12 protein-coding genes and 2 riboswitches are annotated in these 12,816 nt (G+C 69.4%); of the genes, 8 read left to right on the forward strand and 4 right to left on the reverse strand.

Going from position 1 to position 12,816, the window contains the following annotated elements:
* The first annotated feature begins 505 nt into the window (after nucleotides 1-505).
* From F3T56_RS12800 to F3T56_RS12810, 3 genes are all read left to right on the forward strand, one after another.
* On the forward strand, nucleotides 506-1,072 hold the full coding sequence (locus tag F3T56_RS12800) for an RNA polymerase sigma factor (RefSeq protein ID WP_149825197.1): 567 nt from the start codon (nucleotides 506-508) through the stop codon (nucleotides 1,070-1,072).
* A complete protein-coding gene (locus tag F3T56_RS12805) occupies nucleotides 1,069-2,205 on the forward strand; it encodes a CU044_5270 family protein (RefSeq protein ID WP_149825198.1) in 1,137 nt (378 codons plus the stop codon). The genes F3T56_RS12800 and F3T56_RS12805 overlap by 4 nt, the downstream gene beginning before the upstream one ends.
* Before the next feature lie 191 nt (nucleotides 2,206-2,396).
* Entirely contained in the window at nucleotides 2,397-3,026 is a 630-nt protein-coding gene (locus F3T56_RS12810) for a TetR/AcrR family transcriptional regulator (RefSeq protein ID WP_149825201.1), read from the forward strand.
* 256 nt (nucleotides 3,027-3,282) lie between these two features.
* Here F3T56_RS12810 and F3T56_RS12815 read toward each other — a convergent pair whose 3' ends face one another.
* From F3T56_RS12815 to gcvT, 4 genes are all read right to left on the reverse strand, one after another.
* Nucleotides 3,283-4,650 carry an L-serine ammonia-lyase gene (locus F3T56_RS12815; RefSeq protein WP_149825203.1) on the reverse strand — a complete coding sequence of 456 codons (1,368 nt, stop codon included), beginning with the start codon at nucleotides 4,648-4,650 and terminating at the stop codon, nucleotides 3,283-3,285.
* Nucleotides 4,651-4,759: 109 nt separating this feature from the next.
* Entirely contained in the window at nucleotides 4,760-6,061 is a 1,302-nt protein-coding gene (glyA, locus tag F3T56_RS12820) for a serine hydroxymethyltransferase (protein ID WP_149825205.1), read from the reverse strand.
* Nucleotides 6,062-6,076: 15 nt separating this feature from the next.
* Nucleotides 6,077-6,454: a glycine cleavage system protein GcvH gene (gene gcvH, locus F3T56_RS12825; RefSeq protein ID WP_149825207.1), complete on the reverse strand. Its 378-nt coding sequence runs from the start codon at nucleotides 6,452-6,454 to the stop codon at nucleotides 6,077-6,079.
* A gap of 123 nt (nucleotides 6,455-6,577) precedes the next feature.
* Nucleotides 6,578-7,705, reverse strand: a complete 1,128-nt coding sequence (gene gcvT / locus F3T56_RS12830; RefSeq protein WP_149825208.1) for a glycine cleavage system aminomethyltransferase GcvT — start codon at nucleotides 7,703-7,705, stop codon at nucleotides 6,578-6,580.
* 35 nt (nucleotides 7,706-7,740) lie between these two features.
* Nucleotides 7,741-7,870: riboswitch (glycine riboswitch) on the reverse strand.
* A riboswitch (glycine riboswitch) is annotated at nucleotides 7,871-7,977 on the reverse strand. It abuts the riboswitch before it with no gap.
* A 250-nt stretch (nucleotides 7,978-8,227) separates the two neighbouring features.
* Between gcvT and F3T56_RS12835 the strand changes: the two genes are divergently transcribed.
* From F3T56_RS12835 to F3T56_RS12855, 5 genes are all read left to right on the forward strand, one after another.
* On the forward strand, nucleotides 8,228-8,896 hold the full coding sequence (locus tag F3T56_RS12835; protein ID WP_149825210.1) for an AAA family ATPase: 669 nt from the start codon (nucleotides 8,228-8,230) through the stop codon (nucleotides 8,894-8,896).
* A gap of 179 nt (nucleotides 8,897-9,075) precedes the next feature.
* Entirely contained in the window at nucleotides 9,076-9,852 is a 777-nt protein-coding gene (locus F3T56_RS12840; protein WP_149825212.1) for an enhanced serine sensitivity protein SseB, read from the forward strand.
* Nucleotides 9,853-10,047: 195 nt separating this feature from the next.
* A complete protein-coding gene (locus F3T56_RS12845) occupies nucleotides 10,048-10,797 on the forward strand; it encodes an enhanced serine sensitivity protein SseB C-terminal domain-containing protein (RefSeq protein WP_172638926.1) in 750 nt (249 codons plus the stop codon).
* A 112-nt stretch (nucleotides 10,798-10,909) separates the two neighbouring features.
* On the forward strand, nucleotides 10,910-11,149 hold the full coding sequence (locus F3T56_RS12850; protein WP_149825216.1) for a hypothetical protein: 240 nt from the start codon (nucleotides 10,910-10,912) through the stop codon (nucleotides 11,147-11,149).
* 664 nt (nucleotides 11,150-11,813) lie between these two features.
* Entirely contained in the window at nucleotides 11,814-12,812 is a 999-nt protein-coding gene (locus F3T56_RS12855) for an ABC transporter permease (RefSeq protein WP_149825218.1), read from the forward strand.
* Nucleotides 12,813-12,816 lie beyond the last annotated feature (4 nt).

The following is a 12,816-nucleotide window of genomic DNA, read 5'->3' on the forward strand; positions in this document are numbered from 1 at the left end:
TCACTCCGGTGGAGCGGGGGCCCCGCACGCCGGCGCCGCACTCGGCGTCCCAGATCGCACGGCAACGCCAACCCGATCGGCCCAGGGCACCGCAAGCCTGCGAGCCGACCATCACACGATCGAGTTAAAGCGGCGGTGAAGGCGGCCGAGCCCTCCACGTACACCCGCCCGGGATACGCCGTGTCACCGGTGAGCAGGAATCCGGTGGCGGGGCGTAGTACGTGACGGCTGCCTTGAGGACGACTGACGCGAAGACGGCTGAGCAGTCCCGGACCTCTCGCGTTCCGGTTCGCGATGGCGATGACTCATGAACAGCGGGCCCGGCCAGCCGCTTGGGGACGTCGGCAGGCGTGCGACGGCTTTGACCAGCTCGTCTTCGGCGGACCGCCGATGTGACGTACACCTCGTCTTCCGAGCGGGTCTCCTGACGTGCCGCTGTAACGATCAAACCGTTCGGACCACTACCCAACGACAGAACACACCGGGAGGGACAGGAGGTGCGGCAGTGCCCGACTCCGACGCGGATCGTTTCACCGCCATCTACGACGGCTGCCGGCAACGCGTGTGGGCCTACGTGGTCAGCCGTGCGGGACGGCAGGTCGCCGACGAGGTGGTGAGCGAGACGTTCACCGTGGCCTGGCGCAGGCTGGACGACGTGCCCGAGTCGCCGCTGCCGTGGCTGCTCGTGGTCGCACGCAACATCCTGCGGGACAGCATCCGGGCGGAGGCCAGGCGCGCGTCGTTCGACGCCGAGTCGATGTCCTGGGCGGAACCCGCCGAGGCGGACATCGCCGAGGAGGTGTCCGAGCGAAGCGCGCTGCTCAAGGCGCTGGCCACGCTGCCGGAGGACGATCGGGAACTGCTGATCCTCTCCGCGTGGCAGGGCCTGACCTCGGCGCAGGCGGCCGCGGTGGTCGGCTGCTCGCCCATCACCCTGCGGGTCCGTCTGCACCGTGCGCGCAAACGCCTCGACCAGGCCGCGTCGGCCTCCTCCCCGCCCGTGGAGGAGGCCGCAGCCGCGCGGCGCGTGTCCACCCGAGCCCGGTTCACCGTAGGAGAGGAAGCCCAGTGAAGAACGACGTTCTGCACCGCCTGACCACCGCCCGGCCCGCCCACCTCGACCCCGGCCTCCCCACGGCGTCACCGGTTCGGGAAGAGGAGCTCGCGACGGCCATGAGCCGGCCGCGCGCGACGTGCGGGGCTCGCGTCACCATCCGGCCGCGCCGGGCGGGCCGTCCTCTCGTCTCGGGTCTCGCCCTGGCCACCGCGGCGGCGGTGGCGGCTCTGGTGATCACCGATACCGCGCCGGAGAAGCCGGGATCCTCTTCCTCCGCGGCGTCGGGATCATCCGGCAGCCGGATCCTTCTCGCCGCCGCCTCCCACGTCGAGCGACAGCCGGCCGGCTCGGGCAGGTACTGGTATGTGGAGGAGCAGATGGGTTCCCTCCACAAGGTCCCCGGCAAGAACTACACCATCGACGTCCGCACCGAGCAGCGGTACTGGACGGCCGCCGCCAAGAACAAGTACTGGTCGCAGTACGTGGACTCAGGGACCCGTCCGGCCACGAAGGTCGACGAGGAGGCGTGGAAGGCGGACGGTTCCCCCACGTCGTGGAAACTGACGGACGAGACCGACGGGTTCGTCACCTACGCCGGCAAGGGCGAGATCTCGCACGACGCCCCCGGCGGCAGGGCGGACAGCATGCCGTACGGCGAAGTCCCCCTCCGCCTGCTGCCCACGCTTCCCACTGACGCCAAGGCCCTCCGCAAGCGCCTGTTCGCCCTGGTCGACAAGGACTACAACGCCCCCGAGAAGGTCCTCGACCGGATCGTCGTCAGTACCGCCATCCAACTCGCCACGTCGCTCCCGTCCACCCCGGCACTCCGCGCCGCCGCCTACCGCCTCCTCGCCGCCGAACCCGGCGTGCGCTCCCTCGGCGAGGTCAAGGACCGCACCGGGCGCACCGGCTACGCCGTCGCCCTGCCGGGCCACGACGGGTCCGCCCCGGAACTCCGCCTGATCTTCGACAAGTCCACGGGCATGCCCCTGGGCACCGAGACGGTGGCCACCCGGAGCGGTGACGGTGTGAGTGAGGGCGAGCTGCTGAGCTACGCGACGATCACGGCGATGAAGTGGACCGACGAGGTACCGCCGTTCGACACCGACACCCCTGACCCGGGCCCGGTCATCGAGTCGGATCGCTGAGGCTGCCGGATTCGCGAGCGGTGGGCCCCCGGGGAGACGCCGTGCCCGGGGGTCCACCGAAGCCGGTTGTGGGCGGCGCCATGAGCAGGGGCGCGGTAGGCCTTTTGGCCTTGGCACCCGACTGTCACGTAACATTCGTTACGCAACCTATGTTACGCAACCTATGTTACGCAAAGAGGAGGGTGGCCCTCGTGCCTCGAGAGGTGGACCATGCCCAGCGCCGTTCCGAGATCTCCGGTGCCGTATGGCAGGTGGTGAGCGAGAGCGGACTCGAGGGGCTGACACTCCGGGCGGTCGCCTCCGCCGCCGGGTGCACGACCGGCATGGTCACCCACTACTTCCGCGACAAGAAGGCGCTCCTCGCACACGCCCGGTCCGTCATGCACCGCCGTATGGCGGACCGCATCGAAGCGATGCCCGTGGGCGCCGAAGACCCACGCGCCCACCTGTCCGCCGTTGCCGAGCAGGCACTGCCGCTGGACGAGGAACGGCATCTGGAGGCCGTCGTGTGGTCGTCCTTCCTGCTCACCACCCGCACCGACCCGGAGCTCCTGCGGGAGCACTCCGTCAGCCACGCCTCCTGGGTGCGCCGGCTGACCGCACTCGTGCGCGCCGCACTCTCCGGTGAGCCGGAGCCGGGGGACCTGGAAGACCGGGTGCGCGCCCTCGTCGTATGCCTGGACGGCCTGGCGTTGAACGCCGTCACCGACCCGGACGCCTACCCGCCGGACCTCCAACGGCGCGTCCTGGACGGACAACTGGACCTGATCCTCGAAGGGAACCGCGAGGGCGCCGTCCGCTCCCTGCACCCGCAGGGCTGATCCCGGACACCTGATCGAGTGGGCGGGCGCGCTCGACGGCTCCCCGCGCCCGCAGGAACCATTCCCAGGGTGCCCTTCTTCACCAGGCGGTCGGCCTTGCCGCTCGCTCCCCTCGCGGTTGGTCCCAAAGCGATGAAGTCCGGCCCGTACGACGTCGCCTTCTCCCTTGCACCTGCGGGGTTGGCCCCAGACCCGTCTTGCGGGGCAGGCCCCGACAGCGCTGAAAGAAACAAACGCACTGGTCAGGGCCTGTCCCTCAACACTCGATGATGTTCACCGCCAGCCCGCCCCGGGCCGTCTCCTTGTACTTGACGCTCATGTCGGCGCCCGTGTCCTTCATCGTCTTGATGACCTTGTCGAGGGACACCTTGTGGGTGCCGTCGCCGCGCATGGCCATGCGGGCGGCGGTGACGGCCTTGACCGCGGCCATGCCGTTGCGTTCGATGCAGGGGATCTGGACGAGGCCGCCGACGGGGTCGCAGGTGAGGCCGAGGTTGTGTTCCATGCCGATCTCGGCGGCGTTCTCTACCTGTTCGGGGCTGCCGCCGAGGACTTCGGCGAGGGCGCCGGCGGCCATGGAGCAGGCGGAGCCGACCTCGCCCTGGCAGCCGACCTCGGCGCCGGAGATGGAGGCGTTCTCCTTGAAGAGCATGCCGATGGCGCCGGCGGCCAGCAGGAAGCGGACCACTCCGTCCTCGTCTGCGCCCGGCACGAAGTTGATGTAGTAGTGCAGGACCGCAGGGATGATGCCGGCCGCGCCGTTCGTGGGGGCGGTCACCACACGGCCGCCCGCCGCGTTCTCCTCGTTCACGGCCATCGCGTAGAGCGTGATCCACTCCATGGAGCGGGCCAACGGGTCGCCCTCCGCCCGGAGTTGACGGGCGGATAGGGCAGCGCGGCGGCGTACGCGCAGGCCGCCCGGCAGGATGCCCTCGCGGGACATGCCGCGTGAGACGCAACGCTGCATCACCCGCCAGATGTCGAGGAGCCCGGAGCGGATCTCCTCCTCCGTGCGCCAGGCGCGCTCGTTCTCCAGCATCAGCGCGGAGATCGACAGGCCCGTCTCCTTGGTCAGGCGGAGCAGCTCGTCGCCCGTGCGGAAGGGGTACTTGAGGGCCGTGTCGTCGAGTTTGATGCGGTCCGCGCCCACCGCGTCCTCGTCCACGACGAAGCCGCCGCCGACGGAGTAGTAGGTCTTCGTCAGCAGTTCCGTCCCCGTCGTGTCGTACGCCCACACGGTCATCCCGTTGGCGTGGTACGGCAGGGTCTTGCGGCGGTGGAGGACCAGATCCTTGTCGAAGTCGAAGGGGATCTCGTGGTCGTTGAGGAGGCGCAGAGATTTGGCCTCCTTGATCTGCTCCACCCGTTCGTCGGCCGACTCCACGTCCACCGTGCGCGGGGAGGCGCCCTCCAGGCCCAGGAGTACGGCCTTGGGGGTGCCGTGGCCGTGGCCGGTCGCGCCCAGGGAGCCGTACAGCTCCACGCGTACCGAGGCGACGTTCCCGAGCAGTTCCTCGTTGCGCAGCCGGCGGGCGAACAGGCGGGCGGCGCGCATGGGGCCGACCGTGTGGGAGCTGGACGGGCCGATGCCGATCGAGAACAGGTCGAAGACCGAGATGGCCACGGTGACTCCTCAGGACGGGGGAGGTTGTGCAGGGAATGGGGCACCGCGCTCACTGCCCAGTGTGCGCGGTGCCCCCGGAAAACGGCACTGCTCGCCGGTGAAGCCCGTGTTACTTCCCGAGACCGGGGTAGAGCGGGTGCTTGCCGGCCAGGGCCTTCACCCGGGTCTTGAGCGCCTCGACGTCGGCCGCCCCGAAGGGAGAGGGTGCCTTGAGTGCCTCGGCGATGACGTCCGCGACCTCGGCGAAGTCCTCGGTGGTGAAGCCGCGGGTGGCGAGGGCCGGGGTGCCGATCCGCAGGCCCGACGTCACCATCGGCGGGCGCGGGTCGTTGGGGACGGCGTTGCGGTTGACGGTGATGCCGACCTCGTGGAGACGGTCCTCGGCCTGCTGCCCGTCCAGGTCGGACTCGCGCAGGTCGACCAGGATCAGGTGCACGTCCGTACCGCCGGAGAGCACGTTCACGCCGGCCGCACGGGCATCGGCGGCCGTGAGCCGCTCGGCGAGGATGCGCGCGCCGTCGACCGTCCGCCGCTGACGCTCCTTGAACTCCTCGCTCGCCGCGACCTTGAAGGAGACCGCCTTCGCGGCGATCACATGCTCCAGCGGGCCGCCCTGGAAGCCGGGGAAGACGGAGGAGTTGAGCTTCTTCGCGAAGTCCTTCTTCGCCAGGATGATGCCGCCGCGCGGCCCGCCCAGGGTCTTGTGCGTCGTGGAGGTGACCACGTCCGCGTACTCGACGGGGTTCGGGTGCAGCCCGGCCGCGACCAGACCGGCGAAGTGGGCCATGTCCACCCACAGATACGCCCCGACCTCGTCCGCGATCCGGCGGAACTCGGCGAAGTCCAGCCGGCGCGGGTACGCCGACCAGCCCGCGATGATCACCTTCGGGCGGTGCTCCTTGGCCAGCAGCTCCAGCTCGGCCATGTCGACCAGGCCGGTGGCGGAGTCCACGTGGTAGGCGACCACGTTGAACTGCTTGCCGGAGAAGTTCAGCCGCATCCCGTGCGTCAGGTGACCGCCGTGCGCCAGGTCCAGGCCGAGGATCGTGTCGCCGGGCTGGGCGAGCGCGAAGAGGGCGGCCTGGTTGGCGGAGGCGCCGGAGTGGGGCTGGACGTTGGCGTACTCGGCGCCGAAGAGGTCCTTGAGCCGGTCGATGGCGATCTGCTCGGCGACGTCGACGTGCTCGCAGCCGCCGTAGTAGCGGCGGCCGGGGTAGCCCTCGGCGTACTTGTTGGTCAGCACCGAGCCCTGCGCCTCCATGACCGCGAGCGGAGCGAAGTTCTCCGAGGCGATCATCTCCAGGGTGGACTGCTGGCGGTGCAGCTCGGCGTCGACCGCGGCGGCGACCTCCGGGTCGAGCTCGTGGAGGGGCGTGTTCAGAACGGACGTCGACGTGTTGGGAACGGACATCAGGGGGACGACTCCTCAGCCGGCGGTGTGGGCGGCGTACTCGTCCGCGGAGAGCAGCTCGGCCGGCTCCTCCGCGACGCGTACCTTGAACAGCCAGCCGCCCTCGAACGGGGCGGTGTTCACCAGCGACGGGTCGTTGACCACGTCCTCGTTGATCTCGGTGACCTCACCGCTGACCGGCGAGTAGAGATCGCTGACCGACTTCGTCGACTCCAGCTCGCCGCAGGTCTCGCCCGCGGTCACCGTGGAGCCCACCTCGGGAAGCTGGGCGTAGACGACATCGCCGAGCGCGTTCGCCGCGAACTCCGTGATGCCGACCGTCGAGACGCCGTCCTCGGCGCCCGACAGCCACTCGTGCTCCTTGCTGTAGCGCAGCTGCTGGGGGTTGCTCATGGCCTGAATTCTCCTGTACGCGAGGGAGTGGTGATGAATGGGGTACTGCGGAAAGCGTGCGTGAGCAGCGGAAAGGGGAAATACGCGCGGCGCCACGGGCTCACGGGCCGCCGCGCCCAGTGTCTACTTCCGGCGCTTGTAGAACGGCAGCGCCACGACCTCGTACGGTTCGTGGCTGCCCCGGATGTCCACCCCGACCCCGGCCGTGCCCGGCGCGGAGTGCGCGGCGTCGACGTATGCCATGGCGATCGGCTTGCCCAGGGTCGGCGAGGGGGCGCCCGAGGTGACCTCGCCGATCACCTCGCCGCCGGCGACGACCGGGTACCCGGCGCGCGGGACCCGGCGGCCCTCGGCGACCAGTCCGACCAGGACGCGCGGAGGGTTGCCCGCGGCCCGCTCGGCGGCGTCCTCCAGCGCCGTACGCCCGACGAAGTCGCCCTCCTTCCCGAACTTCACGACCCGCCCGAGCCCGGCGTCGAACGGCGTCAGATCGGTGGACAGCTCGTGCCCGTACAGCGGCATGCCCGCCTCCAGGCGCAGCGTGTCCCGGCAGGACAGCCCGCACGGCACCAGACCGGCGCCCTCGCCCGCCTTGGTCAGCGCCTGCCACAGCTCCACGGCGTGCTCCGGCTTCACGAACAGTTCGAAGCCGTCCTCGCCGGTGTACCCGGTGCGCGCGATCAGCGCCGGGACACCGGCGACCGTGCCGGGCAGACCCGCGTAGTACTTCAGGCCGTCGAGGTCGGCGTCGGTGAGGGACGCGAGGATCCCGGGAGACTCGGGGCCCTGGACGGCGATCAGCGCGTACGCGTCCCGGTCGTCCCGCACCTCGGCGTCGTAGCCCGAGGAACGCTCGGTGAGCGCGTCCAGCACGACCTGGGCGTTGGAGGCGTTGGCGACGACCATGTATTCCGAGTTCGCCAGCCGGTAGACGATCAGGTCGTCGAGGATGCCGCCGTCCTCGCGGCAGATCATGGTGTAGCGGGCGCGGCCGACGCCGACGGAGGCGATGTCGCCGACCAGGGCGAAGTTCAGCAACTGGGCCGCCTCCGGCCCGGTCACCGTGATCTCGCCCATGTGCGACAGGTCGAAGAGCCCGGCCTTCGTCCGTACGGCGTTGTGCTCGTCGCGCTCGGAGCCGTATCGCAGGGGCATGTCCCAGCCCGCGAAGTCGGTCATCGTCGCGCCGAGTGAGCGATGCAGGGCATCCAGCGCGGTACGGCGCGGTTCAACGGGGGCGTTGCTGCTCATCGGTTCTGCTCCCATGGCATGACAGGCGAGGTCTTTCCTCCCCATCTGTCATCGGAACCTGAGAGGTTCACCACGACCGTACGTACTGGTGACCGTATGTACCGGTGGTCGTGACTTGCACCGTGGGTGGAGCCACTGTGGCAGCGGCTCGCTTTTCAGATGTGCCTCGCCCGCGCGGTATGTGGGCCTGAGAGATTCAAGGGAGGGACTTGCTCCTTCGGCGCCCCAGCGATCGAGCGATCGGCTGCTGGGAGCTCTCCCGCGCGGATTCAAGCGGCCGGTATGCAGTTGGCGCGCACATCATTGCACGCATCGGTCCGGCACGGCAGGGGGGCCTTTCACAGGCAGGCAGGGGAAACTTTCACAGGTGGGGGACAGGTAGGGGACAGTCGTCACAGCGAGACACAGCGGTCCGTAGCACTCTTGTGGCAGTACGAGGACTGAACCAGGAGAGATCGGGCATTACCTTCTCTTTACAGTCTGTGGGGATGGGTCTTCCATCCCCTGGGGAGGACGGCAACGGTGAACAGGACCACGGCGTACGCGACGACCTGGGGCGGCGCGCTGCCCAAGCAGCCCGCTGTCCCGGCCGGTGAGGCGTGCGGCCCGTTCCCGAGGGCGGTCGTCCGCGACCTCAGGGCGCGGGCCGGGCGGAGCCCGCACGAGCTGTCCTTCGGACCGGACGACCTCGTGGTGGTCACCGGGCTCCCCGGCAGCGGAAAGTCGACCCTGATGCGGCGCGCGGTGCCAGGCGTCCGCATCGACTCCCAGGACACCCGCGACCGCTTCGACGCCCGCCTCGCCCGCTTCCTGCCGTACGCGGTCTACCGGCCGTTCGTGCGCCTCGCCCACTACACCGGTCTGCGGCGCGCGCTGCGGTCCGGCGAGGGCGTCGTCGTGCACGACTGCGGGACGCAGGCGTGGGTGCGGGCATGGCTGGCCCGTGAGGCCAAGAAACGGGGCGGCACCCTGCATCTGCTGTTGCTCGACGTCACCCCTGGTCAGGCCCGGGATGGACAACGGGAGCGGGGCCGGGGTGTGTCGCGGTATGCCTTTGCGCGGCATCGGGGGGCGATGACTCGGCTGCTGCGGGCGGTGGAGGAGGGGAGGCTGCCGGAGGGGTGTGGGGCGGCGGTGCTTCTCGATCGGGATGCTGCGGATGTTTTGAAGAGGATCGAGTTCGTGGGTTGAGTCGTTGAGAGCTCGGGGCTTGTTATGCGTTGCGGGTTGCGGGTGCGTCGTGGCTTGTCGCGCCCACGCGGCGGAGCCGCATATCGATACAGCCCCGCGCCCCTTACGGGGCGCTACCCCCGGCCGGAGCATTAAAGTTCGGGGACAACAGCATCACGGAGTAAAGCGGTAGGCGGCAGATGGACTTCCCGGCGGACTTTCCGGCACAGGCGCACCCCCACGGGCATGGCGGGTGGCCCGGCAACGAGCTGGAGGAGGTGCTTTCCGCGGCTCTCGGGGTGCCGTCGGCGGGTGCCCGGATCGTGGAGGTGCTGGCTCGCAGCTTCGTCTGGGTGCCGCTGCCCGAGGGCGGCGGCCCGCACAGCGGTCAGCTCGACCTGCCGACGATGGAGCTCGACGGCCAGGTGTACGTGCCGGTCTTCAGCTCCGAGGAACAGTTCCGCCAGGTCGTCGGCAACCACATGTCGTACACGATCGCGCCGGCCGTCGAGTTCGCCCGCGGCCTGCCCCCGCAGGCCGGCCTCGCCCTCAACCCGGACGGTGTCGTGGGCATCCCGCTGCCGCCGCCCGCCGTGGCGGAACTGTGCCGGGGCGGACGGAGCCCGCTGGACGGGGTGGCCAGCGGGGCCCGGGTCCGTCTGTTCGAGCCCGACTGGCAGGACGACCCGCTGGACTTCCTCGCGGCCGCCTCCGCCGAGTTCGCCGCGACCGGTGTCGTCCGCACCGCCCGCCGCTGCCTCGCCGCCATCGAGACGGCCGCCCCGGTGATGTTCATCGGTATCGAACTGGCCTCCTGGGAAACCGACCGCACCGTCCCCCTGGACGCCTTGGGCCGCGCCCTGGCCAAGGCCCCGGCGGCATGGCCGGTGAACATGGTCTTCCTCGACGTGGCCCAGGACCCGGTAGCCGACTGGCTGAGGGAGAAGGTACGGCCCTTCTACCAACAGGGCTACTGACAGGTCTTTCAGGGGCGCGGGGAACTGCGCGATCAACCACAACGCACCCGCAGTCCGCAATGTGCAGCAAGCCCCGAGCCCTGACCGGCTCAACCCGCACACCACCTAAGCTTTAGCCATAACCAGGGTCCAACACGAAGGGCGGCCAACGTGAGCGCGAGCGCCGGCGGCATCGCGACCGGGCAGGTCGAGCACATGCTGCGCCAGGTGACGCCCGGGCGATACGACGCCTACGAGGCGTTGCTGCGTGCCCTCGTCGCCCCCTCCACCGGCCAGATCTGGATGCTCCTGTGGCACGGCCAGGCCGGCTCCCCGGACGCGCAGTACGGGAACATGGAGGTGGACGGGTTCAACTACGCCCCGTGTGTGACCTCCGCCCAGGAGCTCTCCGCCAGTGGCTGGAACCGCAGTTACGAGGTCGTCGACGGCCTCGACGTGGCCCGCACCCTGTACCCCGACCACTACGGCCTCTGGCTGAACCCGCACGCCCCCGGTGGCGGCGTGGGTATCCCCTGGCTGGATCTGCGCCGTATCGCCACAGGCCTGGAGCGGCAGCCCGCCGGTCCGCTCCGGCTGTCCGAACCGGCCATCGAGATCCCGCAGTTCTACGCGCTGCTGACGCAGAACGCCCACCGCACCCCAGCCGTACGCTCCCTGCGCCGTGCCTGGGTGCAACCCGCGCTCGGCGCCCCGTATCTCGCCATCGGGCTCGACGTGTACGACACCTCGCCGCCCGCCGTGGACTCGGTACGGGCGATGATGCAGCAGTCCATCGGCGCGGTCCCGGACGGCCTGCCCGTCTCCACCGTCGCCATGTCCGACGAGTACGACCCGGTCGCGATGTGGCTGCGCGCCGCCGCCCGCCCCTTCTACGACCGCGAGGCCCACGGCGCCCCGGCCCAGGCCCCGGCGGCGGGCGGGTACGGCTACCCGGGCGGCTACTGAGCCGCCTGCCCCGAATGACCCGCCACTCCGAAACGGCGGGAGCCCCCGGCTCCGGTCCGGCTCGTGCGAGCCCTTCCGGAACCGGGGGCTCCGTCATGCGTCCCGTGCCCCCGTGCACGTGAACGCCGTCCAGCGGCTTCGGGTCACCGTCCCCCGTTTGTTCCGCCGGTTTTACTGGTTCGGCTACGGCTTGGGCGCGCAGCTCGGCCTCTTCGACTGGCACGTCGCGAAAAACTTGGCGGCGATGATGGCGCGCACGGTGTTGGAATTGACCTTCACCACATTGCAGTTCGCCTTTTCCTTCCATTTGGTGAAGGTGAAGTTCTGGTACTGGACCTTCGGCTCGACATAGCCGTAGTGCTTTCCGGCCACCGGCATTGAGAAGGAGACGCTGCTGTCCTTCGTCGTCGACTTGCTGCCGAGTAGGTGATGCCCCCGGGGCAGGCCATCCAAAATCCCGTGCCCGGAGGAAGTGGGTCCTGCTGCCCCGGCGGGAATGAAGTCAGTCGGCTGTCGAGACGGCTCGCAATGGTGCGGGATCTTTGTTACCAAGTAAGGCTCAAGCCAACCGCAAATTCATCGGTAATGGTCGGTGAACAGGTCGACCTCATGTGTTCTTCGCCCGAATTGCCGCGCAATCGAAGGGGGCGATTACGGATGATCTGGACATGGCAAGCTTGTATTGTGGCCTGGGTCACATGTGACACGGTGTCAGTGCCGCTCACGTGAGCGCAGTGTTCGGATACCGGAACCCTGCTGGCCACATCACGGTTGCGCATACTTTCCTCGCCGGGTCTGGTGCCTGATCGCGCGACCGTTGAAGACTCCCCCAGAGCGGTGGGGGACGGGTCGAACATGCTGTTCATGCGGTGGAGTTCGAAGCCGCGGTCCTTCTCTCCCCCGAACGACGAAACAGCAGGCGACAGAAGAACAGCAGTGGCGGCGGACCGCACCGCAGACCCGGGCGGCCGCCAAGCACAGTCGGCAACCACCGGCACGGGCAAGCACGAGGGACGATGACCGCACCGATTGAGACGACCGGATCGCAGGCCGAGGCGCAGCCCGAGGCCGTGCTGGCAGGTGTCGAGGCCAAGAAGATCGAGGGCCGCTCGCTCGGCCAGATCGCCTGGACCCGCTTCAAGCGCGACAAGGTGGCGGTCGCCGGCGGTGTCATCGTCGTCCTGCTGATCCTGATCGCGGCCCTCTCCCGGCCGCTCCAGTCGCTGCTGGGCCTCGACCCCAACGCCTTCAACCAGGACCTGATCGACCCCAACACCTCCCTGCCCAAAGGCGACTTCGGCGGGATGAGCTGGGACCACCCGCTGGGTGTCGAGCCCAAGTTCGGCCGCGACATCCTCGCCCGCATCCTGGAGGGCTCCTGGGTCTCCCTGGTCGTCGCGTTCGGCGCCACCCTCCTGTCCAACGCCATCGGCGTGGTGCTCGGGCTGGTCGCCGGTTACTACGGCGGCCGGGTCGACACGATCGTCAGCCGGCTGATGGACACCTTCCTGGCGTTCCCGCTGCTGCTCTTCGCCATCGCCATCTCCGCGACGCTCCAGGGCGGGGCCTTCGGCCTCGAAGGACTGCCGCTGCACATCTCGGTTCTCATCTTCGTCATCGGTTTCTTCAACTGGCCGTACATGGGGCGCATCGTGCGCGGTCAGACCCTGGCGCTGCGCGAGCGGGAGTTCATCGACGCATCGCGGGGGATGGGGGCCAGTGGCCCGTACGTCCTCTTCAAGGAGCTGCTGCCCAACCTCGTCGCGCCGATCATCGTCTACTCGACGCTGCTCATCCCGACCAACATCATCTTCGAGGCGTCGCTCAGCTTCCTCGGCGTCGGGATCCAGCCGCCGCAGGCCTCCTGGGGCGGCATGCTCAACCAGGCGGTCGACTTCTTCGAGGTCGACCCGCAGTACATGATCGTTCCCGGCCTCGCGATCTTCATCACGGTGCTGGCCTTCAACCTTCTCGGTGACGGCCTCCGGGACGCCCTCGACCCCCGCAGCCGCTGACGTC

The organism is Streptomyces tailanensis, from assembly GCF_008386495.1.
Lineage (GTDB): Bacteria > Actinomycetota > Actinomycetes > Streptomycetales > Streptomycetaceae > Streptomyces > Streptomyces tailanensis.